The sequence below is a fragment of the Pseudomonas sp. GW821-FHT03A09 genome (assembly GCF_059421065.1).
Genome location: NZ_JBWKUX010000017.1, coordinates 77,545 through 98,240, shown reverse-complemented (window position 1 = coordinate 98,240; position 20,696 = coordinate 77,545). Strand labels below are relative to the sequence as shown.

General features: G+C 59.2%; 28 protein-coding genes and 1 pseudogene. 9 read left to right on the top strand and 20 right to left on the bottom strand.

Annotated elements, in window-relative coordinates; translation table 11 throughout:
• Positions 1–71: 71 nt before the first annotated feature.
• The 6 genes from AC07V4_RS24785 to AC07V4_RS24760 all read right to left on the bottom strand — a co-directional run bounded on the left by AC07V4_RS24785 (position 72) and on the right by AC07V4_RS24760 (position 4,183).
• Positions 72–362 (bottom strand): hypothetical protein, encoded by a 291-nt coding sequence (locus AC07V4_RS24785; RefSeq protein ID WP_492638421.1) that lies wholly within the window; start codon positions 360–362, stop codon positions 72–74.
• A gap of 318 nt (positions 363–680) precedes the next feature.
• Positions 681–1,292 carry a LysE family transporter gene (locus AC07V4_RS24780; RefSeq protein WP_492638422.1) on the bottom strand — a complete coding sequence of 204 codons (612 nt, stop codon included), beginning with the start codon at positions 1,290–1,292 and terminating at the stop codon, positions 681–683.
• A 48-nt stretch (positions 1,293–1,340) separates the two neighbouring features.
• Positions 1,341–2,027, bottom strand: coding sequence for an arsenical resistance protein ArsH (arsH, locus tag AC07V4_RS24775; RefSeq protein ID WP_492638423.1), 687 nt, complete (start codon positions 2,025–2,027; stop codon positions 1,341–1,343).
• Positions 2,028–2,039: 12 nt separating this feature from the next.
• Positions 2,040–2,510: an arsenate reductase ArsC gene (locus AC07V4_RS24770; RefSeq protein WP_492638424.1), complete on the bottom strand. Its 471-nt coding sequence runs from the start codon at positions 2,508–2,510 to the stop codon at positions 2,040–2,042.
• A gap of 13 nt (positions 2,511–2,523) precedes the next feature.
• Complete coding sequence (locus AC07V4_RS24765; protein WP_492638425.1) at positions 2,524–3,807, bottom strand: arsenic transporter; 1,284 nt, start codon at positions 3,805–3,807, stop codon at positions 2,524–2,526.
• A gap of 19 nt (positions 3,808–3,826) precedes the next feature.
• The gene (locus tag AC07V4_RS24760; protein WP_492638426.1) at positions 3,827–4,183 is read right to left on the bottom strand and encodes a metalloregulator ArsR/SmtB family transcription factor; all 357 of its coding nucleotides are present in this window, start codon (positions 4,181–4,183) and stop codon (positions 3,827–3,829) included.
• Positions 4,184–4,361: 178 nt separating this feature from the next.
• Here AC07V4_RS24760 and AC07V4_RS24755 point away from each other — a divergent pair, with 178 nt between their 5' ends.
• The 4 genes from AC07V4_RS24755 to AC07V4_RS24740 all read left to right on the top strand — a co-directional run bounded on the left by AC07V4_RS24755 (position 4,362) and on the right by AC07V4_RS24740 (position 6,178).
• Positions 4,362–4,577, top strand: a complete 216-nt coding sequence (locus tag AC07V4_RS24755) for a hypothetical protein (RefSeq protein ID WP_431752467.1) — start codon at positions 4,362–4,364, stop codon at positions 4,575–4,577.
• 71 nt (positions 4,578–4,648) lie between these two features.
• Positions 4,649–5,344 (top strand): AzlC family ABC transporter permease, encoded by a 696-nt coding sequence (locus tag AC07V4_RS24750; protein WP_431752466.1) that lies wholly within the window; start codon positions 4,649–4,651, stop codon positions 5,342–5,344.
• Positions 5,341–5,652: an AzlD domain-containing protein gene (locus AC07V4_RS24745; protein WP_492638427.1), complete on the top strand. Its 312-nt coding sequence runs from the start codon at positions 5,341–5,343 to the stop codon at positions 5,650–5,652. Before AC07V4_RS24750 ends, AC07V4_RS24745 begins: the two co-directional genes overlap by 4 nt.
• Positions 5,653–5,824: 172 nt before the next feature.
• Positions 5,825–6,178: a hypothetical protein gene (locus AC07V4_RS24740; protein ID WP_492638428.1), complete on the top strand. Its 354-nt coding sequence runs from the start codon at positions 5,825–5,827 to the stop codon at positions 6,176–6,178.
• A 143-nt stretch (positions 6,179–6,321) separates the two neighbouring features.
• Here AC07V4_RS24740 and AC07V4_RS24735 read toward each other — a convergent pair whose 3' ends face one another.
• The 6 genes and pseudogenes from AC07V4_RS24735 to AC07V4_RS24710 form a co-directional block, all read right to left on the bottom strand.
• A complete protein-coding gene (locus AC07V4_RS24735) occupies positions 6,322–7,026 on the bottom strand; it encodes a YoaK family protein (protein WP_492638429.1) in 705 nt (234 codons plus the stop codon).
• Between the two features lie 68 nt (positions 7,027–7,094).
• A pseudogene (locus AC07V4_RS24730) lies at positions 7,095–8,728 on the bottom strand (ABC-F family ATP-binding cassette domain-containing protein).
• 186 nt (positions 8,729–8,914) lie between these two features.
• Complete coding sequence (gene modC / locus AC07V4_RS24725; protein WP_492638430.1) at positions 8,915–9,994, bottom strand: molybdenum ABC transporter ATP-binding protein; 1,080 nt, start codon at positions 9,992–9,994, stop codon at positions 8,915–8,917.
• Positions 9,995–9,999: 5 nt separating this feature from the next.
• On the bottom strand, positions 10,000–10,680 hold the full coding sequence (modB, locus tag AC07V4_RS24720; RefSeq protein ID WP_431752460.1) for a molybdate ABC transporter permease subunit: 681 nt from the start codon (positions 10,678–10,680) through the stop codon (positions 10,000–10,002).
• Positions 10,681–11,454, bottom strand: a complete 774-nt coding sequence (modA, locus tag AC07V4_RS24715) for a molybdate ABC transporter substrate-binding protein (protein WP_492638431.1) — start codon at positions 11,452–11,454, stop codon at positions 10,681–10,683. It lies immediately after the preceding gene.
• Positions 11,455–11,566: 112 nt separating this feature from the next.
• On the bottom strand, positions 11,567–12,631 hold the full coding sequence (locus tag AC07V4_RS24710; RefSeq protein ID WP_492638432.1) for an NAD(P)H-dependent flavin oxidoreductase: 1,065 nt from the start codon (positions 12,629–12,631) through the stop codon (positions 11,567–11,569).
• Positions 12,632–12,799: 168 nt separating this feature from the next.
• Between AC07V4_RS24710 and AC07V4_RS24705 the strand changes: the two genes are divergently transcribed.
• Complete coding sequence (locus tag AC07V4_RS24705; RefSeq protein ID WP_492638433.1) at positions 12,800–13,261, top strand: GyrI-like domain-containing protein; 462 nt, start codon at positions 12,800–12,802, stop codon at positions 13,259–13,261.
• Here AC07V4_RS24705 and ada read toward each other — a convergent pair.
• The 4 genes from ada to AC07V4_RS24685 form a co-directional block, all read right to left on the bottom strand.
• Positions 13,258–14,304, bottom strand: coding sequence for a bifunctional DNA-binding transcriptional regulator/O6-methylguanine-DNA methyltransferase Ada (gene ada / locus AC07V4_RS24700; RefSeq protein ID WP_492638434.1), 1,047 nt, complete (start codon positions 14,302–14,304; stop codon positions 13,258–13,260). The two genes, AC07V4_RS24705 and ada, sit on opposite strands and share 4 nt — an antisense overlap.
• A 75-nt stretch (positions 14,305–14,379) precedes the next feature.
• A complete protein-coding gene (alkB, locus tag AC07V4_RS24695; RefSeq protein WP_492638435.1) occupies positions 14,380–15,045 on the bottom strand; it encodes a DNA oxidative demethylase AlkB in 666 nt (221 codons plus the stop codon).
• 3 nt (positions 15,046–15,048) lie between these two features.
• Positions 15,049–15,216: a hypothetical protein gene (locus tag AC07V4_RS24690; protein ID WP_167496692.1), complete on the bottom strand. Its 168-nt coding sequence runs from the start codon at positions 15,214–15,216 to the stop codon at positions 15,049–15,051.
• A gap of 26 nt (positions 15,217–15,242) precedes the next feature.
• Positions 15,243–15,545, bottom strand: coding sequence for a DUF1883 domain-containing protein (locus AC07V4_RS24685; RefSeq protein WP_003191319.1), 303 nt, complete (start codon positions 15,543–15,545; stop codon positions 15,243–15,245).
• Between the two features lie 212 nt (positions 15,546–15,757).
• On the opposite strand from AC07V4_RS24685, the gene AC07V4_RS24680 reads away from it, so the two are divergent.
• The 4 genes from AC07V4_RS24680 (at position 15,758) to AC07V4_RS24665 (ending at position 18,147) form a co-directional block, all read left to right on the top strand.
• Positions 15,758–16,108: a hypothetical protein gene (locus tag AC07V4_RS24680; RefSeq protein WP_431752681.1), complete on the top strand. Its 351-nt coding sequence runs from the start codon at positions 15,758–15,760 to the stop codon at positions 16,106–16,108.
• A 171-nt stretch (positions 16,109–16,279) separates the two neighbouring features.
• Positions 16,280–16,927 (top strand): c-type cytochrome, encoded by a 648-nt coding sequence (locus AC07V4_RS24675; RefSeq protein WP_492638436.1) that lies wholly within the window; start codon positions 16,280–16,282, stop codon positions 16,925–16,927.
• A complete protein-coding gene (locus AC07V4_RS24670; protein ID WP_492638437.1) occupies positions 16,924–17,838 on the top strand; it encodes a c-type cytochrome in 915 nt (304 codons plus the stop codon). Before AC07V4_RS24675 ends, AC07V4_RS24670 begins: the two co-directional genes overlap by 4 nt.
• A gap of 78 nt (positions 17,839–17,916) precedes the next feature.
• Entirely contained in the window at positions 17,917–18,147 is a 231-nt protein-coding gene (locus tag AC07V4_RS24665) for a hypothetical protein (RefSeq protein ID WP_492638438.1), read from the top strand.
• Positions 18,148–18,156: 9 nt separating this feature from the next.
• Here AC07V4_RS24665 and AC07V4_RS24660 read toward each other — a convergent pair whose 3' ends face one another.
• The 4 genes from AC07V4_RS24660 to AC07V4_RS24645 all read right to left on the bottom strand — a co-directional run bounded on the left by AC07V4_RS24660 (position 18,157) and on the right by AC07V4_RS24645 (position 20,693).
• A complete protein-coding gene (locus tag AC07V4_RS24660) occupies positions 18,157–18,441 on the bottom strand; it encodes a hypothetical protein (protein ID WP_492638439.1) in 285 nt (94 codons plus the stop codon).
• Between the two features lie 141 nt (positions 18,442–18,582).
• Complete coding sequence (locus AC07V4_RS24655) at positions 18,583–19,554, bottom strand: fimbrial protein (protein ID WP_492638440.1); 972 nt, start codon at positions 19,552–19,554, stop codon at positions 18,583–18,585.
• Between the two features lie 99 nt (positions 19,555–19,653).
• The gene (locus tag AC07V4_RS24650) at positions 19,654–20,202 is read right to left on the bottom strand and encodes a fimbrial protein (RefSeq protein ID WP_492638441.1); all 549 of its coding nucleotides are present in this window, start codon (positions 20,200–20,202) and stop codon (positions 19,654–19,656) included.
• A gap of 11 nt (positions 20,203–20,213) precedes the next feature.
• Entirely contained in the window at positions 20,214–20,693 is a 480-nt protein-coding gene (locus tag AC07V4_RS24645) for a fimbrial protein (RefSeq protein WP_492638442.1), read from the bottom strand.
• Between the last annotated feature and the right edge of the window lie 3 nt (positions 20,694–20,696).

Sequence of the window (20,696 nt, the reverse complement as noted above, 5' to 3'; positions counted from 1 at the left end):
CGGGCTACTACTGGATTTGTTCATAAAGAACTCCAGGCGATTAATCGGGAAAGTTGTGGTTTCCAGCAGGCTCAGGCTGTGCGAGCGCTCACGTAGAGGCTAAGCATCAGGCTCGCTTGAACGAGGCCGGAAACGATCCGTCTCTGAGGGTCTTGAGGGTCGGCGTGATCCCAGTGCTGAACCAGTTGGCCAGTGGTTGGGCAGATACGCCAGTGCGCCAGCATTGGCGCTGGGCGAACGTCGGGGGAGGGTGCAAAGGCTGAGCGGGTAGGCGAGAAGCCTACGGGCTCACGGCACAGCTTGGCGCGCAGGGCCGAGGCCAGCGAGCGAATATCAGGCAAAACAAACAGTTGAAGGGTCATAACACACCTCGGGACCGGACGGGCGACCGGCGAGGCAGTTACGGTGGAGCATCAAGCTCTAGCGCAGCTTACCGGACCGGGGAGGCGAGTCCTGTCATATTCTGGGTTTGGCGCCCGATGCCCGCCAAGGCGGTGCTCGGACAGCGACTAGATACTGTGTCCATTGGCTTCTTTTGTGAGGTTTAAAAAAGGCCCCAGTTGCGGGCAGGGGCAATCTACTCAGCTAGTTACAAAATGTCAACGCATGATTAATTAAATTACCCTGCGTTCAGAGTTCATTCAGACAAGAGGCATCGGTAAGTTGCGATATATATAACTTCACAGGCCAAGTGTGGCGAGGTACGCGAGATACAACAATACCAATCCACAGGTGCCATAACTGATTCGTTGCCACAGCGGCGATGCGTTCTTGCGCAACAGATTGACCAAGGTGGCCACCACGAAGCACGACAACACCGAAGCCAGCATGAAACCGGCAAAAAACATCAGGGTCTGCCCATGGCTGGGTGTTGCACCGACAATCCCGGACAACGCGCTGCCGAGGGCGCCCCAATACACAATGTTCTTCGGGTTGGCCAGGGAAATGGCGGCGCCCACCGCCAGTGCATTCTGCCCGGATCGGGCGGGCGCGGCGTGTGCTTGCGGCAAGTGCCAGGCGTCGATGAGACCGCGTACGCCCAGCCAGGCCAGGTACACCGCGCACACCACCGTCAGCGGCACGCGCACGGCGTCATGCTGGACCAGTAAGGCAATGCCGGTGAGGCCGATCACCGCCCATACGGCATCACCCACCAGGGAGCCGAACTGAACCAGCAGGGCCGGAGTGAAACCGTGGAGCAAGCCTCGGCGCAACGTCTCGGCCAGCACCGCACCGGGTGAGAGGCAAAACACGAAACCGAATACCAGCGCGTAGAAAAAGATCGTCAGCATGCCCGCGTCCTTTCAGGAAAGTGCGAAAGCATACGCTGGCAAGGGGGCTCAGATCGACCGTTGATTGACCCGTTGCGACAGCTCGGCGGCGCTTTCCTTGCGTTCCGAATAACGGTCGACCAGGTCCGGGCGATCACGTAGCAACACGGTGAATCTCACCAGTTCTTCCATGACATCCACCACGCGGTCGTAGAGGGCCGAGGGTTTCATACGGTCGTGTTCATCGAACTCCATGAAGGCCTTGGGCACCGAGGACTGGTTAGGGATGGTGAACATGCGCATCCAACGTCCCAGCACGCGCAACTGGTTGACGGTGTTGAAGGATTGGGAGCCTCCGGACACTTGCATCACCGCCAGTGTCTTGCCTTGTGTTGGGCGCACCGCGCCGAGAGCCAGCGGCACCCAGTCGAGTTGCGCCTTGAACACGGCCGACATCGAGCCGTGGCGTTCAGGCGAACACCAGACCTGGCCTTCGGACCATTGCATCAGGCCCAGCAGTTCCTGGACCTTGGGGTGGTCGCTGGGGGCATCGTCAGGTAAGGGCAAGCCCGATGGGTTGAAGACTCGTGTCTCGGCGCCAAAGTGCCGTAGCAGGCGTTCGGCCTCTTCTACCAACAAGCGGCTGAATGAGCGCGACCGCGTTGAGCCATAGAGCAGCAGGATACGTGGTGGAGGAGTCGGGCCGCTATGCAACGCGTTTGATAGAGTGGTGTCGAGATGGGGCAGCGTAGTCATGGTATCCTCCCGCTACAACGCGGCGATACGGTCGAGTTCGACCTTGAGTTCAGTGGGCTCGAGATGGGCAAATGGCAAGGCGAAAAATGCCCGGCATCGAGTTTCGATAGCTTCCAGTGTGGCGTTGAACGCCGCGTCGATATGCGCCTCGTCACCTTGCACATCGGAAGGATCTTCCAACCCCCAGTGCGCCTTCACTGCCGGGCCGAAATACATCGGGCACGCTTCACCGGCTGCCTTGTCGCACACGGTAATCACCACATCCGGCGGGCTGTCTTCAAAGGCGTCATTGCCCTTGCTGTAAAGCCCTTCGGTGCTGATGCCGGCCGCCTGCAGCGTGCTCAGGCTGCGGGGCAAGACCTGGCCCTTGGGGAAACTCCCGGAGCTGATCGCCTCAAAACCCTCGGGTGCAAGATGGTTGAACATCGCCTCGGACAAAATGCTGCGGCAGCTGTTGGCGGTACACATGAACAACACTTTCATTGCAGCATCTCCTTCAGAAACTCAGGCGCAGGGCGAGGGCGGCCAGGGTGATCAACAGCACGGGCAAGGTCAGTACGATCCCGACCTTGAAGTAATAACCCCAGGTAATGGTGATGCCTTTGCGCGCCAGGATATGCAGCCACAGCAACGTGGCCAGGCTGCCGATAGGCGTGATTTTCGGGCCAAGGTCGCTGCCGATCACGTTGGCGTAGATCATCGCGTCCTTGATCACGCCCACGGCATGGCTGGACTCGATGGACAGTGCACCAATCAACACCGTCGGCAGGTTGTTCATGGCGGATGACAACAACGCCGTGAGCACGCCGGTGCCCAGGGCTGCGCCCCACACACCATAGGTCGCGAAGGTGTCGAGCCAGGTGGCCAGGTAGGTGGTGAGGCCGGCATTGCGCAGCCCGTAGACCACCAGGTACATGCCCAAGGAAAAGATCACAATCTGCCAGGGCGCTTCCTTGAGTACCTTGCGTGTTGAAATCTTGTGGCCTTTGGCGGCGATGACCAGCAGGAGCAGGGCGCACACGGCGGAAATTGCACTGATGGGAATGCCCAGCGGCTCCAGGGCGAAACAGCCGATCAGCAAGATACCCAGTACCCACCAACCGGCGCGAAAGGTCGCGCGGTCATGGATGGCGCTGGCCGGGTCTTCCAGGTCGTCCGGGTTATAGACCTGCGGGATATCGCGGCGGAAAAACCACAGCAGCACCGCCAGGGTCGCTGCCACGCTGACGAGGTTCACCGGCACCATGACGGCGGCGTACTCGTTGAAGCCGATCTTGAAATAATCCGCCGAGACGATGTTCACCAGGTTGGACACCACCAGCGGCAGGCTGGCCGTGTCGGCGATAAAGCCGGCGCCCATGACAAAGGCGAGGGTGGCGGCCGGGGAAAAGCGCAAGGCCAATAGCATCGACATCACGATGGGCGTGAGGATCAGCGCCGCGCCGTCATTGGCAAACAGCGCCGACACCAGGGCACCGAGCAGCACCATATAGGCAAACAACCGCCGCCCGCGCCCACGGCCCCAGCGCGCTACGTGCAGCGCCGTCCAGGCAAAGAAGCCGGCCTCGTCGAGCAACAGGCTGATGATGATCAGCGCCACAAAGGTGCCGGTGGCGTTCCAGATGATGTGCCACACCACCGGGATATCGGCCAGGCTGATCACGCCACAGGCCAGGGCCAGGATTGCGCCCAGGGTGGCGCTCCAGCCGACGCCGAGGCCTTTGGGCTGCCAGATGACCAAGACGATGGTGAAGATAAAAATCGCAACAGCGACAAGCATGAATAAACGCTCCGATGGCTCAGCAGCAGGTGCCGGCCCGTTGTGGTCTGTCGCCCATTGCATCCAGACGCTGCGCGTCGGTGTGCAACCATGGCTGGTTGGCTTGCAGGGTGGTGTCCAGCACATCGGTGACCCACTGGGGCAGTGCCGGATTGATTCGGTAGTAGATCCATTGCCCCTGGCGACGATCCAGCAGCAACCCGCCGCTGCGCAGTTGCGCCAGGTGACGGGAAATTTTGGGCTGGCTGTCGTCCAAGGCATGGATCAGTTCACATACGCAAAGTTCGCCTTCGCGCAGGATCAATAACGTCAACCGTGCCCGGGTGGCGTCTGCCAGGCATTTGAACAGGCTGGGAGGAGAGATGAGGTCTGACATGATCAGGGCCTTTAAACATATGTTTATTCGAATATACGAATAACCATATATGTAGGTCAAATCCTGAATCCGATTGACATGGATCAACCCCACGCCAATCGACCACAAGTGTTTGAAATTAAAATGAAACACAAGTGTCCTAAAGTGCCTGCCCATTGCTGATGAAGGAAGACTCCGCGTGACCCGTGCCACTCGCAACCTGCGCAAGACCCTCGACGCCGTCGCGGACAACAACGAAACCGCCGCGTTTGACCTGATGCGCGCCGTCGAAAAACTCGGCGATGAAGTGCTGCGCCAGCGCCTGCTCAACACCATTCACCGGCTCAACCAGGATGCCTACGAGCTGCGCGAAGCGCGTGACTCGGTGGAGCTGGTCTCGGTAAAACTCGCCTGAGCACGATCGTTCAAGACAACCCCCGTGTGACGCAGGCATGCTTGTCGACTGTCTGTCGATGAGCCGTTTCCATGCCTACCGCCTTACCTCATTACGCCTTCGCTCGCGGCGCAATCGCTGTCATTCCGTTATCCCTGGCCTGTGCGCCGTGGGGGCTGCTTGCTGGCTCCATGGCGATCGATGCGCAGTTCACGCCACTGCAAGCCCAGGGTTTGTCCGCCATTGTCTTTGCCGGTGCCGCGCAGTTGGTGGCGATTGGCATGGTCAAAAGTGGTGCGAGCCTGATTTCCATCGTGCTGACCACGTTGCTGCTGACATCCCAGCACTTGCTGTATGGCATGCATATGCGCCCGACCTTGTCGTCGCTCAACGCCCGCTGGCGCATCAGCCTGGGCTTTCTGCTCACCGATGAATTCTTCGCCCTGGTCAATCACTATGACCGCCAGACGTTCAACCGCTGGTACGCCCTGGGCGTGGGCCTGACGTTTTACATCGCCTGGAACCTCTTTACCCTGGCTGGCATCGTGCTCGGCAAAAGTATCCCCGGGCTGGATCAACTGGGGCTGGAATTTTCGATTGCCGCCACCTTCATCGCCTTGATCACCCCGGTGGTGCGCGATGTACCGACGGTGGTGTGTGTGGCGGTCTCTCTGTTGTGTTCGGTATGGCTGAGCTTTTTGCATTGGGAGTCGGCGGTGGTAGTGTCCGGCTTGCTGGGGATGAGTGCAGGCTATGCGTGCAAGCGGTTGGGGGTAGGGCAAGCATGATCTACATCATGATAGTGACCATGGGCCTGGTGGTGTTTCTCAACCGTTACCTGTTTATCGAACCGCGCCTGCCGGTGCGCCTTAACCGTGGCGCCCGGGAGTTCCTGGGGTTTGCGGTGCCGGGCATGCTCACGGCGATTTGCGGGCCGATCATTTTTCTGGCCGATCATCGGCTCAACTTGAGCCCGACCAACCCGTATTTGCTGGCCGGTATCTGCGCGGTGGCGCTGATGTATTGGACACGCAACGTGTTGATTACGGTGCTGCTGAGCATGGCGCTGTTCTATCTGTTCCGCTGGTGGTTCTGAGGCACAGGCGAAAAAAAGCCCGCGGGAGGGCGGGCGCAAGGGAGACTTCTTAAAAATGAGCCCGGCAACTATAGGCGTCGCCTTTGGCTTTTACCGTGAAACAAAGTTCATGCACGCGTCAGTTAAGCCTGCGGCGATGGTACAGTCGCGGTTTTTCCAAGGAGGCGATGGCATGCGTAAGGTAGTAATGGGCGTCATGGTGGTGGCAGCACTGTCCGGGTGCGCAGGCACGAAGATGAAAGAGGCACGTGCAGGGCAGCCCTACAAAACCCTGGCTTCGGACAAGGCCCCACTGGTGGTTGCCCAATGCGTGCAGTTCGGCTGGCAGGACGAGGCGGTGTTCGGCGTTGACGCCGGTGGCTTCAAGGAGCCGTTGGAGTCCGGTGGTTTCACGGTGTACACCACTGACGGCGCCTATTTTGTAGACGTGCGTGCGGTGGGTGCTGGCTCTACCGTCAAGTACTACGCGGTCGAGGACAATATGCCTGCCAAACGTCGCCAAGCGGCACTCGCAACTTGCCTGTAATACGTTGCCTTAGTGTTATTCGGAAATGCCTGGCGGGACAGCTGCCGAGCATTGGCCTATGATTCATTCGCTCGCTCGACGTGATGGCTCTTTACCGGTACACGGATGTCGAGGCCGAAACGTCGAGCGAGCCTCCTTCCTCCTTATCGCGGCATGTAGCCCAAATGCCAGCGCCGGGGAATCCACAGCGACACCAGTCCCAACACGGCTGCCAATGCGCCACTGGCCAGCAGCGCCCTGAGCCCCCATTGATGCTCCAGCACGGCACCGATCACCGCGCCGACGAACATCCCTGCCCAGGGGATCAATTGCATCCGCCAACCATGGCGTCGCTCGCCCAGCATCCAGCGCCCCAGCCCCCGACCAAAGCGTGACAACGCCCCTGTCACATACGTCAGGCCGACAGGCAGGCCGTTGACCTCTTCCACGGCGGCATTGAGCATGCCCATGGCAATGATCGCCGCAAGCAGCGCCGGCAATGTATCCGCGAAAGGCCACAAGCCGGCGCAGCTCAATAGCGCAGCAATGCACAACAACAACGGCATGGCATGCCGGCGGCCGAGGCGGCTGACCACCACACCCAAGGCATTACCGACGACGAACGTTGCGACCAGTAACAGCAGGCGCCCGGTGAGGCCAAGATCGCCGGCGCCAATGGCCACGGCCAGGCGTGTCGTGTTACCGCTCATGAACGAGACAAAATCCCCACTGGCCATGAACCCGATGGCATCGGTCATACCGGCCAACACCGAAAGACTGGCCACCAGCAGCAAGCCGATCCGGCCACGCCAGCGTTGGCGATGGGCGAGTACGGCGTTGGCATAAGGTCTGTGGGACGAAGGCAGCATGGGCCGGGCTCCTCGGTGAGATTATTCGGCCACTACCGTAGGAGGCTTTGTGCGTGGGTGCAATGATCTCAGACACATTCCAATCGCCAGCCGGTAGGTTGCCATTCCAACTGATGCGTCGGCCTGATTGCCTGTACAAACGCCTCGTCATGGGAAACCACCAGCATGGCCCCGGTAAACCTTGCAGTGCTCGTTCAAAGGCCAGCACGGATTCCAGGTCCAGATGGTTGGTCGGCTCGTCCAGCAGAAACAGTTGCGCCGGGATTTTGCGCCACAAGGCAATCGCCATCGCGGCCTTCAACCGCTCACCGCCGCTCAACTGACCGGTGGGCTGGGTAACGCGCTGCGCATCCAGTTGCAGCAAGGCCAGGCGCGTGCGCAGTTCGGCTTCGGCCAGGGGCGTGTCGAGCAGGTTGAGCTGTTCGACGATGGAACGTTGGTCGTCCAGCAGCGCCAGGTGTTGATCGATATACGCGCTGGGTACGTGCACCGCACATTTACCGCTGATCGCGTGCCAGTGCCCAGCAAGCAGTTTGAGCAACGTGGATTTGCCGCAACCGTTCGGTCCGCGTATCGCCACACGTACAGGCCCCATGAGGTTTAGCGTGAGGTAGGCAGAAGGCTGCCGTGCATCGAGCCACGGCAATTGGGCCTGCGCCATTGTGATGACGTGTCGGCCATTGGGCAGCGTCGAGCCAGGGAGGGCGAGCAGGGTGGGTGTGTCATCCACCACGCGCTCGTAGGCTTGGCGCACTTGCTGGTCGAGGTGGTTTTTATGGGCGTAATGAGCGCTGCGCACAGTGCTGACGATTTCCGTGGCGGCGCCTTTCCATCTGGCCTTGGTGAACCGGTCAACGTTGGCAGTTTCCGCATGCTTGCGTGAGCGGGCGGCGTTGCGTTGCAGGCTGTCGTGATCTTTTTGCAGGCGCTTGCGTTCGCGGCTGCGTTCAAGCCTGGCGTGTTCCAGGGCTGCAACCGCCGCGCTCTGTTCGGTGTCGCGTTGCAGGCGGTAGGCATCGTAATTGCCGCCATATACCTGCATGCCCAGGGGTGAGAGCTCGATGATGCGCGCCAGGGTGTTGAGCAGTTGTCGATCGTGGCTGACCACCACCAGCCCGCCACGCCACTCATTCAGCGTGTGCAGCAGCCATTCGCGGCCGGCGCTGTCGAGGTGGTTGGTGGGTTCATCCAACACCAACAAATCCGGAGCGGCCAACATGGCGCCAATCACCGCGACCCTGGCCAGTTGCCCGCCACTTAGTTGATCGGCCGGCGTATCGAAGCCAATCGCCTGCAAGCCCGCAGTATCCAACGCTGAGCGCAAGCGCTCGGCCAAGTCCCAGCGGTCGTCAATCAGCTCGAAATCATCCGCACGGGCCTCGCCCGATGCCATGCGCTCAAGCGCGGCGAGGGGTTCGGCGGTGTGGGTGACATGGGCAATGCTTTCGCCCGGTTGAATACTCAGGCTCTGCGCGACGTAGGCTACACGGGCGTTGCCGTCGCGTGTGCCGGAGGAGGGCTTGAACACCCCGGCGATCAGCTTGGCCAGGATACTTTTGCCACGCCCGTTACGCCCGACAATCCCGGTGGGCGTGTGATCGATGGACAGGTTCAGGTCTTCCAGCAAGGTGTCGCCATCGGCGAACTGGAAAGACAGGTGTTGCAGGGAAACGAGTACGGGCAGCCGGTTGACGTCAGTCATCAGCACCTCCAAAAAAATGTCGAACAGGCCAACAAGCTCGCCAGGCGGCTCGTTGCAGATACATTTTGGAAGGCTTAGTTGTTCACGTCGGCGGTCATCCCGTAAGTCAGAAGGGACGCAAAGGCTAACCTGCCTTGGCGCTCTTGGGCAAGTCCGCGGCCCTGCGCGGCCGTGCCTAATAGTTGTTTACGCCAGCACCGCCACGGCCTTGATGTGTGCCCACAGTGTCTGGCCGGGGTGCAGTTGCAACTGGTCGCGGGAGAAACGTGTGATACGCGCCAGCAACGGCGTGCCACCGGCGTCCAGGCGTACCAGTATGTGGGCGCTGTTGTCCGCCGAAATCTCCTGGGTGACCGTGACCGGCAAGCGGTTGAGGATGCTGCTGTGCTCCCCAGCCTGCAGGCTGAGGCTCACGTCTCGCGCCTGCACCTTGATACGCAGCTGTTTGCCCAGCGCTAGCGGTGCATGAGCCACACGCATGGACAGCAGGCTGTCGGGCAGTTGCAGTGTGAGCAACTGGTAGTGCTGGTCATACGCGCTGACCACACCATTGATTACCACGCCAGCGTCATCGCCCAAGGCCATGGGCAAGTCCAGGCGTGCCAGGGTTTCGCCTATGGGACCGCTGGCCAGAGCTTTGCCGTCACTGAGCAGCACGATGTGATCGGCTAGCCGCGCCACTTCATCCTGGGCATGGCTGACGTACAGCACCGGAATGTCCAGTTCGTCATGCAGGCGTTCCAGGTACGGCAGGATTTCACTTTTGCGCTGACTGTCCAGGGCCGCCAGGGGTTCATCCATCAACAACAATTGAGGACTGGTGAGCAGCGCGCGTGCGATGCCGATGCGTTGGCGCTCGCCGCCTGACAAGTGCTGCGGATGGCGGTCGAGCAGGTGGCCGATGCCCAGCAGTTCGGTGGCGTGAGCCATATCCACCCGGCGCTGCGAACGGGGGATGCGTTTGAGACCGAACTCCAGGTTGGCGCGCACCGACAAATGAGGAAACAGGCTCGCCTCCTGAAATACATAGCCCAGGGCGCGTTTATGGGGCGGCACGAACAGTCCGCTCCGGGTGTCTTGCCAGACTTCATCGTTGATCTGGATAAACCCGTTTTCCGCCCGTTCCAGACCGGCGATACAGCGCAGGCATGTGGTCTTGCCAGAGCCGGAATGCCCGTACAACGCCGTCACGCCACGGCCCGGCAGGTGCAGGTCCACATCCAGGGCAAAACCCGAATACTTCAGTTGCAGGCGTACATCCATCATTGCGATCAGCTCCAGCCCATCTTGGTTTTACGGCTGGAGTACAGCGCCAGCAAGACAAGGAACGCGAATACCACCATGGCGCCGGCCAACCAATGGGCCTGGGCGTATTCCATGGCTTCGACGTGGTCGTAGATCTGCACCGAGACCACGCGGGTTTTGTCAGGGATATTGCCGCCGATCATCAGCACCACACCAAACTCACCAACGGTGTGGGCAAAGCCGAGAATCGACGCGGTGATAAACCCCGGGCGTGCCAGGGGCAAAATCACGCTAAAGAAGGTGTCCCATGGATTGGCCCGCAAGGTGGCGGCCACTTCCAGTGGGCGAGTGCCAATGGCAGAAAAGGCGTTTTGCAACGGCTGCACCACGAACGGCATGGAGTAGATCACCGAGCCGATTACCAGCCCGGCGAAGCTGAAAGTCAGGGTGCCTAATCCCAGCCATTGGGTGAACTGGCCGAAATAGCCGTTGGGCCCCATGGTCAACAGCAGGTAAAAGCCGATGACCGTCGGCGGCAACACCAACGGCAAGGCGACAACCGCCCCAATGGGGCCGCGCCACCAGGATTGGGTGCGCGACAGCCACAGGGCAATTGGAGTGCCGATGACCAGCAGGATCACGGTGGTCAATGACGCCAGTTTGATGGTCAACCAGATCGCGGAAAAATCGGCACTCGTCAGCGGCATTTAGTGAGCCAGCTCGTAACCGTAGGACTTGATCACCGCGGCGGCTTTCGGGCCTTTGAGGTACTCGACCAGGGCCTTGGCTGCGGCGCTGTCCTTGCCTTTGTTGAGGATCACGGCGTCTTGCTTGATCGGGTCATGCATGGACGCCGGGACGATCCACGCCGAACCGCTGGTCACTTTGCCGTCCTTGTAGATCTGCGACAGCGCGACGAAACCCAGCTCGGCATTGCCGGTGGACACGAACTGGTAGGCCTGGGTGATGTTCTGGCCTTCGACGATCTTATCCTTGACCTTATCGGTCAAACCTTCCTTGGCCAGCACTTGGGTAGCGGCCAGGCCGTAAGGGGCGGCTTTCGGGTTGGCGATGGACAGGTGCTTGAACTCATTCTTCTTCAGCACATCACCTTTGGCATCCACGTAGCCATCTTTGGCCGACCACAGGGCCAGCGTGCCGACCGCGTAGGTGAAGCGCGAGCCTTTGACCGTGTCGCCTTCGGTTTCAAGTTTTTGCGGGGTGGTGTCGTCGGCACTCAGGAACACTTCGAACGGGGCGCCATTCTTGATCTGTGTGTAGAACTGGCCGGTGGCGCCGTAGGCCGCGACCAGTTTGTGCCCAGTGTCTTTCTCGAAGTCGGCGGCGATGGCCTGGATCGGCGCGGTGAAGTTGGCCGCGACAGCCACTTGCACTTCGTCGGCGTAGGCGGGGCTGAAAGCAAAGGCGGCGATAAGGGTGGCCAGGGCCGTGGGGGCCAGGCGAGAGGCGCGGATCATCATGAAGCAGCTCCTTGGGGGTGTACGGCTTGTTATAGGTAGAAGGCTTTACCGCTATGTATGGGAATATATAGCGGTTGGCCATTGCCGGTACAGTGCAAAGTTGCCCCAGGTGTCAGTTCTTTTGGAGTTTGACCAGCGTCTGCTCGGCCAACTCGCGCGTCAGCTCGTAGGTGGACATGTCTTTGCCCAGTCCCAGTGCCTGACCGGACCACAAGTTACTGAAGCCCGCTTCATCCTTGGCTTTGAGCGGCATCAAGGCACCGCCGGACCGAGGGAACGCCGGAGCCGCCGGGTTGATCGGGCCAAGCTCACGCATCACGCGGTTGACGATGCCCCGCGCCGGGCGCCCGGTGAACAGGTTGGTCAGTGCTGTTTCGCTGGACTGGGCATGGCGCAACGCATGGTGGTGGGAAGGGGTGACGTTGGCTTCGGGCGTGAACAGGTACGCGGTGCCAATCTGCACGGCTGAAGCGCCCAAGGCGAACGCCGCGACAATGCCCCGTGCATCACCAATGCCTCCGGCGGCAATCACCGGCACGCTGACGGCGTCGACGATTTGCGGCACCAGGGCCATCAGGCCGATCTGGGTATTGAGGTCATCGCTCAAAAACAGACCACGGTGCCCACCGGCTTCGATGCCCATGGCAATGATCGCATCGCAGCCGTGCTGTTCCAGCCAGATGGCTTCCTCGACGGTAGTGGCCGAAGAAAGCACCTTGGCACCGGTGGCTTTTACCCGATCAAGCAAGGACTTTTCTGGCAAGCCGAAGTGGAAACTGACCACTTCCGGGCGAAACTCTTCGACCACCTTACACGCGGCATCGTTGAAGGGCGCACGACTGGACTCTGGGGTTGGCGCATCAAAATCGGCGCCCAGTTCTCGGTAATAAGGCTCCAGCAAATCCTTCCAATGGCGGTCACGTGCGTCATCAACTGCTGGTGGTTGATGGCAGAAGAAATTCACGTTGATCGGCCGTGCGCTGGCTTGGCGGATTGTGGCCAAGGCTTCGCGTAATTGCTCGATGCTCAGTGCGGCGGCGGGCATTGAGCCCAGCGCGCCCGCACGGTTCGCAGCGATGACCATGGCGGTAGTGGTGGCACCGGCCATCGGGGCCTGGATGATGGGCACTTCGATGCCCAGCAGATCGAGAATACGGGTGTCTGGCCAGGTGCTCATGGATGTATCTCCAGCTTCAGTAAGACTTTTCGCTGTTTTAGCAGGGCACTTGGCGGGCGGCCAGTCTGTTTTATTCACTGGACGTGAGTGACATTTCGTGAAGGGCGAGCATCCGGCCTACATCCTGTGGTTTTATGAGCGGACCTGAAGCTTAAAAAGGAGAGGGCTGTGCAAGCGATCAAGGAACAACGGGTGGGGGCAATCAGGGTGTCCGGGTTGAGCGTGCGGACACGCAATGCCGATGAAATGCAGCCCTCCAGCGCGAAAATTGGGCCGATGTGGCAACGGTTTTTTGGCGAGGGGCTTTACCAGGCCATTCCGGGCAAGCAGCCAGAGTCGCCCGTGTACGGGGTGTACAGCGGCTATGAGTCCGATGCGAGGGGGCTGTTCGATGTCACCGCAGGGGTTGCGACCCATGCAGCGGCCCAAGGTTTCGAAAGCCTGGTAATCGAGCCGGGGCGCTACTTGGTGTTTGAGGCCCATGGGCCGATGCCGGATGCAATCATCCAGGCCTGGCAGCGAGTCTGGACCTACTTCGAGCAGCCGGGCGTCGAGTCTCGCGCGTTTGTGACTGACTTCGAGGTCTATCAGGCGGACGAACAGGCGCTGATTTACATCGGCATCCGTTAAGGGGTGGTTTCCCGTTCCAACAGCTGCCGCTTGCGCTCCACGCCCCAGCGGTAGCCTGACAGCTCACCGTTACTGCGCACCACGCGGTGGCAAGGAATGGCCACCGCGAGGCTGTTGGCACCACAGGCCTGGGCCACGGCACGAAAGGACTTGGGCGCGCCGATTCGCTGGGCAATTTGCGCATAAGTGGCGGTGGTGCCCACCGGAATTTCGCGCAGCGCTTGCCATACTCGTTCCTGGAAGGCCGTGCCGCGCAAGTCCAAAGGCAGGTCCAAGCCCAGGGCAGGTGCCTCGATGAAGCCCACGACGTGGGCGATCAGTTGTTCGAACTCCCGATCCGCGCCCACCAGTTCTGCTTTGGGGAACTGGTCTTGTAGGTCACGCACCAGCTTGTCCGGGTCGTCTCCCAACAAAATCGCGCACACACCGCGCTGACTCTGTGCCACAAGAATTGCGCCCAGCGAGCACTGGCCCACGGCAAAACGAATGGTGCTATTGGTGCCGCCGGCTTTGAAATCGCTGGGCTTCATGCCTAGCAACTGGTCGGCTGACTCATAGAATCGGCTGTTGGAGTTGAAGCCTGCGTCGTACAACGCATCGGTCACTGAGTGCTGCCCTTTCAGGCCGTTGCGGACCTTATGTGAGCGCAACGCGCTGGCATACCCCTTGGGCGTCAGGCCGGTGATGGCTTTGAACACGCGATGAAAATGAAATGAACTCAACCCGGCTTGACTGGCGAGCGCTTCGAGGCTGGGTGGCGTTTCGGCCTGTTCGATCTGCCGACAGGCCGCGGAGACCAGTTGTGCATGGTGGGCCGCCACTTGGGTCTGGTCAGCGGATGCGCGCTTACTGGGGCGATAACCGGCGGCTTCGGCGAGGGCGGGGCTGTCGAAGAACTCGATATTCTCCGGGCGTGGCAAGCGCGAAGCACTGCTGGGGCGGCAATACACGCCGGTGGTTTTTACGCCATACACAAACAGCGTGTCAGCCTTGGCATCGCGGGCAACAATGGCGGCCCAGCGGGGGTCTTGTTCGTTGTTCATGGCCTGCACTCTTGACGGTTCACGGGCAGATTAGAGGCACAGTTCACGCTCGGCACTCGCAAGCTTGCGGTCAAATTAGCCGGCGATGCGAAAGGTCAGGTTGATGCGCTGCGGGCCCATCACGGGGTGCACACCTTGCTTTATCGGCATCACTCCATGAAAGCGCAAGCGATCGACGCCACCCCATACCACTACGTCGCCGTGGAAGAGCGAGATTTTTTGTGTCTTGTCGCTGCGTTCATGGCCGCCGAATAAAAAAATGGCCGGCAGCCCAAGGGATACCGAAACCACGGGGGCGACATAGTGGCGTTCGTTTTTGTCCTGATGCAGGGACATCTTGGCGCCTGGCACATAGCGATTGATCAGGCAGGCATCCGGCGCGAAGTCGTGGAAGCCGGCCTCGGTTGCTGCCAGGGTGGCCAGCTGGCGCAAGGTATCGGGCATCACTGGCCAGGGGGCTTGGCTGCGCGGGTCGACCGGGCTGTAGCGGTAGCCGGCGCTGTCGGTGGTCCAGCCCAGCTCGCCACAACTGCTCAGCGCCACCGACATGGTAAAACCGCCTGGCGTTACCATCTTTCGAAACGGTGATTGCGCCAGCACCCGGCGCAACTCAGGTAGCAGGCGATCCATCCAAGGTAGGGCATAACCCCTGAGCACATAAGCCTCTGCGCCAATCTGTTCACGCCCTTCAGGTTGTTGCAGGGCATCATCGGCGAACAAATCGGCAGTAGGGCCAGGCATGGCTTACAGCGCCTTGCTCACGTTGATGTCAGTGATTTCGTCGCTGGCATCATGGATTTTCGCCAAGGCTTGCTTGGCTTCTTCCACGCTGTTGCTTTGCAATTGTGCGAACTCGAAGCGGCGTTCACCGTTGAGCTTGTACTTGATGACGTATTTGGTCGTGGTGGTCACGGTTCTTTTCCTGTCGAGTGCTCGGATCAGCTCAGTTTGGAGCTGGTGCGACGAACGATGCGAATCTTGTGGGACAGCGCAGGTTTGCGGGTAACGCTGATGGCGCGACGCGTGACGACATCCAGGGTAATGTTCCAGAAACCGGTGCTGGGCGCGGTGATTTTCGCCGGGAATTTATCGAAAGCGCCGCCATGGTAGGTGTGGCGGCCGCCATTTTTGAAGCTGCGGAAATTGGCGTCGCTCATGAGGCGGATGTTGCAGGTCTGCGAGCATTCGATGACGACAATGTCTCCCTCGTTGAGGTGCTCGCGCTGGTGAATGAATTTCATGGGGTGTCTCCAGAAGGGCTTTTTCTGAAAAATCAGAATGATACGTAGGTTAAGATAGAGTTTATCAGCCCCAGCGCGTTTATTATCGGGCCGTCGTCGACGACTTCGACAATTTAAAACAGTTATTTACCGAGTTTTCAGGGATAAATCCTACATTGGCGGGAGAAAATTCCTATCTCCGCTGTCGTAGGGTCTTTATCGGAGGTTTAAGTATGAAGTGGAGTGTGTTGGTTCTGGCCTTGGCGTTAGGTGGGTGTGCTTCGGTTGCAGATATCAAGCAGACCCCGCCCACCTTGGTGGTCATCTCAGGGAAAAAGCCACCGGAATATGCAGCCTGTGTAGTGCGCAAGTTGGCTGCGACTCGCCGGCCGCCACAAATCGAACCGCATAAGGATGGTGTGCAGGTGATTGTGCCGCAGAAATTCTCGGCTGACCCTTCGGCGATCTTCGAGATTGAAGAGCGTTCCAGCGGCAGCAGTATCAAACTCTATGAAAGCATGTCCAATGTGCCGATTCGTCCGGGCGATATCAAGAAAGCCGGGGAGGACTGCATTTCCGGTTGAGGCTTGGCCTGCGACACGCTTGAACCCGATAAAAAAGCCTGGTGTTGCGAGTGCAACGCCAGGCTTTTTTTTGCGTAGCGTTTGGGTGTTGTAGCAATAGGATCATTACCCTACCATTTGTAGGTTTATGCACTTAAGAACTAAGCATATAACTATAAAAATGGAGCCGTGATGATGTCTCTGGAACGAGTATTGATAGGCAGTGCGCTGTTACTGCTGCTGGGTAATGCCCATGCACTGGATGGGAAGAAGATTTTCAACGAGGGCGGTTCACAGCCAGGTGCGATGCCCTGTGTGGCTTGCCATGGTGCCGACGGGCTGGGTCTTGCCGCCGCAGGCTTCCCCCGATTGGCGGGTTTGCCGGCAGAGTATGTGCGTAAACAGTTGGCTGATTTCAGCAGTGGCGCTCGCAGTAATCCTGTGATGCAACCGCTGGCGAAAGCCCTGGATGACGCGCAAATCGCAGCCGTGAGCCAAGCCGTCGCGGAAATGCCTTTCACCGCACCCGCGACGGTACATCGCAGCGAAATGCCCAGCAATGCGGCACAGAAACTTGCCCTGCAAGGTGCCTGGGAGCGGCAGATTCCGGCCTGTGTCAGTTGTCATGGCCCGGCGGGTGTCGGTGTGGGGGATGCTTTCCCTCCTTTGGCCGGACAACCGGCTGCCTACCTCGCAGCACAGTTGATGGCATGGCAGAACGGCAGCCGTCGTAATGACCCCAATGATTTGATGGGGCATGTCGCCAAGGCCCTTACCCCCGAGGAAGTGCAGGGTGTCGCCCAGTATTTCGCGGCGTTGAGCACGGAGGCCAAGCCATGAAGCTTTATATGTTTGCAGGTCTGCTGATGGGTCTGCCGGTTCACGCCGCACCGATCGCCATGGAAGACCAGTCTCAATTACAGCCATCTGCGGCGCACACGACCGTCGCTCAGTTTCAACCGCCTCAAGAGAGTGAGCTGCCCGACAATGCCTATGGCAAATTGGTCAGGCAGGGATACGCGCTATTTGTCGACACCAAACGCCTGGCACCGCAGTTTGTCGGTAACGGACTCAACTGCAGCAATTGCCATTTGGATCAGGGACGCCTCGCAAATTCGGCACCGCTGTGGGCGGCTTACCCGATGTACCCGGCCTATCGAAAGAAGAACGACAAGGTCAATACCTTCGCGGAGCGCCTGCAAGGCTGTTTTCAGTTCAGCATGAACGGCGGCACTCCGCCGGCAGCGGACAGTCCCGAGATTACGGCACTCTCTGTGTATGCCTATTGGTTGGCCAGCAAAGCCCCTCTGGGAGTCGAGCTGCCAGGGCGCGGCTATCCGGATGTGGCACAACCGGCCAAAGGTTACAACCTGGCCCAGGGCGCGGAGGTTTACAAAGGGCAGTGCGCGGTATGCCACGGTGCCGAAGGGCAGGGGCAGAAGGTCGCTGACAGCTTCGCCATGCCGCCGCTATGGGGTAAAGACTCCTACAATTGGGGTGCCGGAATGCATCGGATCAACACGGCAGCGTCTTTCATCAAACACAACATGCCGCTGGGCAAGGGGGGCAGCCTGAGTGACCAACAGGCTTGGGATGTAGCGGCGTATGTGAACAGTCACGAGCGTCCGCAAGATCCGCGGCTGGTGGAGGGCTCGATAGAGAAGACCCGGCTGAAGTTTCACGCCAATGATGGCGTCAATCTTTACGGGCAAACAGTAGACGGCGTGCTGATCGGGCAGGGCATCCGTTAAACTAGCGGGTATTCAATGCAAAGATGCCGCTCAACCCCTTGGGTTTGCGCGGCATTTGTCTTTTTTGGAAAGCCCGTTATGAAGCGTGAACACGTCAAAACCCGCCATGCCGAAGGCCAGATCTCGGCCACCCATGTCATTCAAAACCCTGCCGACCTGGGCGAGTGGATTGTATTTTTCAAAAAAAGCGGCGGTCGCAGTTACTTTCTGGTGGATGATCAGGATGAAGTCGAGTCATTCCCACGACTGGATGACTTGATTGAAACGCTGCGTGGTCTGGGCATCAAGTTTGCCGAAGTCCACCTTTAGGCATAGCGCTTATTTACACACCACGACGACGCTACGGCTTTTGAAGTTGCCGACGTCTTTGCCCAGGGTCTTATCGGCCTCTTTCAGTGACGGCGTACCTTCGGTGCCGACGATGCGGTAACCGGTGCCTGCACAGGATGCGTCGGCTTTTTCGTAGCAACTGGCCCACGAATTGGCCTCACCCGAGCAGTCGATGGTCAGCCCCTGCTCACCGTTTTTCAGGTAGGTGTCGGAGGTGGTGGTGCAGCCGGTCATCAGTGCCAGTGCTGCAGTCAGTGCCAGAGTCTTGTTCATAGTGAGGTCATCGAGGTGTGGGAGGGCGCTGACACGGGTGTGGGGCGGTTGCGCGCAATTATAGCTAACGGCCACCTGTGCAGTCTCACAAATAAGCGTTGAGACTGCACTGCCTATGACGTGAGTAGCCTTTGGCGTATGTTATGGCACCCCCATCACGAGTACACCGCTCCCGGTTATCGACCCTGCGGCAGGTAGGGAGCTCGCTCGTCGAACGAGAGAGAACGTCACATCGTCTCCTCCCACGCTGTTGGTTATCTGGGTCAGGAATGAACCGTTGACTTGAACCGCATTCCCCCCGCGCACCATGGCCGTGCCGACGTCCGGATTGGTCATCCTCAGAAGGCGTGTATTGAACGACGAGGGGGTGCCTTTATAGGTAATGGTGATTGGCGAGGTAATCCCGCCGTCCGGGCACGAATAAGTGAGTCGACGGTTTTGGGTAATAGGTGTTGTCAGCGGATCGGTGCCTATGGCTCTCTGGGCAACAGTGCCGAAGTTTACCTCGATCGGATTGTTGTTGTTGATCGTGCAGGTTGAGGGGGAGATGGAGAAGTTGTTGGCGGCCGTGTATGTCAGCGCGAGCGTTGAACTTCCGCCACTGTAGTTGTTGGTCTGGAGGAGATTTAACCTTCCGAGGACATCCCCGATTCGAATATCGATAGGGTTCGTCGGATTGTTGCGTACCAGAATATAGGGCGTTACATCGACCGGAACGCCGAGGCGATTGTTCGGCATGCTATTGATACGGATGTCATTCGGGACGGGGGTGTTATGGTAGGACCCATTGATTCGCAGGCCAGTACCCTGGCCGCTGAATTTCGGGCCGGGCACCCAAGCCGGGCCGACTCTTGCCGACGTGTTCCAATAGTCCGTATACCAAGGTTGGCTGGCCGGAAAGTAGGAAAAGCGGCACTCAAGCCTCACCCCTTCGAGCATGATACGGGTTCTGTCCGCACCCAGTTGAACAGTGACAGGAACTTGCAGGTTTATCGTGCCGCCATCACCGACCACGATCCACCCTCCGCCATTCACCCGGCAATCCGTTGCGTTCGCGGTCGTCGCCAAACCCATCAATACGAGAAGCACTGTGGCTCCATAGAGTCGTTTCATTTTTATATCTCGTTGCTCATTTATCCGGGCGTCGCTCCAGCAAACGTGTGGAACGTGCTTTAGCGTTACCAGAACAGATTCGAGGTTTGTCTGAGCCGGTCAGGGATAGTCCAGCGTGAAAGTAGAGGTCACCGTGTACGCACCATGTCCAATGGTCTGATCCCTGATGGCATCCGGCTCGCCCCGCACATACGCCTTGAGATCAATGACATTGCTGCCATTGCTCAATACCTGCTCATCGCTGACTATATTCACAGGCAATGGCTTGTTGCTCGGCGTTTCCAGTCCGACCGCAATCCCCGAGGCGCCACTGCCACCATCCAGCGCGAACAAACCCGGCAGCTTTATGTTTTCCGTACCGCCGAACTGGATGGTGACGGTGTTACCGATCGTGGTGTCGCAGTTATCCAGATGCACCTTGAACCCCTTACCCTGTGTGCGTGTGTTGATGTAAAGGTGCTTGCTGGTAACGTCCCAGAGTTCAAGGGTGATGGCCTCGTCACCGGGTCGGATGGTGCACGCCTCTTCAACCAGATTGCCCTTGAAACTCAGGTTGTCCGCCGCGCTCCCTTTTGGCATCACGCCGATGGTCAGCAGTAATGCGAGCCAGGCACATGACCACCTTTTATAATCCATTTCATGTCGCATAGACGCTGCTCCTACTCGTATTCAGCCAGTAGCGTGGCTACCGCTGTAAACCTTGCGGGGGGAAGGGTTGCACCGGGCTGTTTGACGGGTACGACTTCCAATACCGGCGGCGACGACAGGGTGATGTCCAACGGCGTATTGAGTGGAAACGGCACGCTGTTCTGAAAAAGGCGAATGCCTAATGCAGGCACACTGGTCTGTACCGCTGCGCCATCAAACGCCGTCGCTGTGCCGTTGACACTCAACTTCAGCGCCCAGGGGAGGGTGGCGGGGCCGCAATTGATGGTGTAGCCGAGCCCTCTGCGGTACTTCACTCCGTCGACTCGCTTTACGCCCACATCGCCAAAGTCGACTTCAATCGTATTGCCCGCATTGATCGTGCAAGGAGGAGGCTCGTTTAGCGTCCCGCTGAAGGTCAGGTTGGCCGATACGCCGCTGCTAAGGCCGATGGAACACACGGCGAGCAATGCTCGCTGCTGCCAGCATCTCATTGA

What these genes read in the sequence shown, in the direction of transcription:
- AC07V4_RS24660 (WP_492638439.1), bottom strand. Translation starts at nt 18,441, where the DNA reads ATGAACAAGACTCTGGCACTGACTGCAGCACTGGCACTGATGACCGGC.
- AC07V4_RS24750 (WP_431752466.1), top strand. Translation starts at nt 4,649, where the DNA reads ATGCCTACCGCCTTACCTCATTACGCCTTCGCTCGCGGCGCAATCGCT.
- AC07V4_RS24770 (WP_492638424.1), bottom strand. Translation starts at nt 2,510, where the DNA reads ATGAAAGTGTTGTTCATGTGTACCGCCAACAGCTGCCGCAGCATTTTG.
- AC07V4_RS24680 (WP_431752681.1), top strand. Translation starts at nt 15,758, where the DNA reads ATGAAGTGGAGTGTGTTGGTTCTGGCCTTGGCGTTAGGTGGGTGTGCT.
- AC07V4_RS24710 (WP_492638432.1), bottom strand. Translation starts at nt 12,631, where the DNA reads ATGAGCACCTGGCCAGACACCCGTATTCTCGATCTGCTGGGCATCGAA.
- AC07V4_RS24765 (WP_492638425.1), bottom strand. Translation starts at nt 3,807, where the DNA reads ATGCTTGTCGCTGTTGCGATTTTTATCTTCACCATCGTCTTGGTCATC.
- AC07V4_RS24740 (WP_492638428.1), top strand. Translation starts at nt 5,825, where the DNA reads ATGCGTAAGGTAGTAATGGGCGTCATGGTGGTGGCAGCACTGTCCGGG.
- AC07V4_RS24760 (WP_492638426.1), bottom strand. Translation starts at nt 4,183, where the DNA reads ATGTCAGACCTCATCTCTCCTCCCAGCCTGTTCAAATGCCTGGCAGAC.
- AC07V4_RS24655 (WP_492638440.1), bottom strand. Translation starts at nt 19,554, where the DNA reads ATGAAACGACTCTATGGAGCCACAGTGCTTCTCGTATTGATGGGTTTG.
- AC07V4_RS24670 (WP_492638437.1), top strand. Translation starts at nt 16,924, where the DNA reads ATGAAGCTTTATATGTTTGCAGGTCTGCTGATGGGTCTGCCGGTTCAC.
- AC07V4_RS24745 (WP_492638427.1), top strand. Translation starts at nt 5,341, where the DNA reads ATGATCTACATCATGATAGTGACCATGGGCCTGGTGGTGTTTCTCAAC.
- AC07V4_RS24780 (WP_492638422.1), bottom strand. Translation starts at nt 1,292, where the DNA reads ATGCTGACGATCTTTTTCTACGCGCTGGTATTCGGTTTCGTGTTTTGC.
- ada (WP_492638434.1), bottom strand. Translation starts at nt 14,304, where the DNA reads ATGAACAACGAACAAGACCCCCGCTGGGCCGCCATTGTTGCCCGCGAT.
- AC07V4_RS24675 (WP_492638436.1), top strand. Translation starts at nt 16,280, where the DNA reads ATGATGTCTCTGGAACGAGTATTGATAGGCAGTGCGCTGTTACTGCTG.
- AC07V4_RS24645 (WP_492638442.1), bottom strand. Translation starts at nt 20,693, where the DNA reads ATGAGATGCTGGCAGCAGCGAGCATTGCTCGCCGTGTGTTCCATCGGC.
- modB (WP_431752460.1), bottom strand. Translation starts at nt 10,680, where the DNA reads ATGCCGCTGACGAGTGCCGATTTTTCCGCGATCTGGTTGACCATCAAA.
- AC07V4_RS24685 (WP_003191319.1), bottom strand. Translation starts at nt 15,545, where the DNA reads ATGAAATTCATTCACCAGCGCGAGCACCTCAACGAGGGAGACATTGTC.
- modA (WP_492638431.1), bottom strand. Translation starts at nt 11,454, where the DNA reads ATGATGATCCGCGCCTCTCGCCTGGCCCCCACGGCCCTGGCCACCCTT.
- alkB (WP_492638435.1), bottom strand. Translation starts at nt 15,045, where the DNA reads ATGCCTGGCCCTACTGCCGATTTGTTCGCCGATGATGCCCTGCAACAA.
- arsH (WP_492638423.1), bottom strand. Translation starts at nt 2,027, where the DNA reads ATGACTACGCTGCCCCATCTCGACACCACTCTATCAAACGCGTTGCAT.
- modC (WP_492638430.1), bottom strand. Translation starts at nt 9,994, where the DNA reads ATGATGGATGTACGCCTGCAACTGAAGTATTCGGGTTTTGCCCTGGAT.
- AC07V4_RS24785 (WP_492638421.1), bottom strand. Translation starts at nt 362, where the DNA reads ATGACCCTTCAACTGTTTGTTTTGCCTGATATTCGCTCGCTGGCCTCG.
- AC07V4_RS24735 (WP_492638429.1), bottom strand. Translation starts at nt 7,026, where the DNA reads ATGCTGCCTTCGTCCCACAGACCTTATGCCAACGCCGTACTCGCCCAT.
- AC07V4_RS24650 (WP_492638441.1), bottom strand. Translation starts at nt 20,202, where the DNA reads ATGCGACATGAAATGGATTATAAAAGGTGGTCATGTGCCTGGCTCGCA.
- AC07V4_RS24665 (WP_492638438.1), top strand. Translation starts at nt 17,917, where the DNA reads ATGAAGCGTGAACACGTCAAAACCCGCCATGCCGAAGGCCAGATCTCG.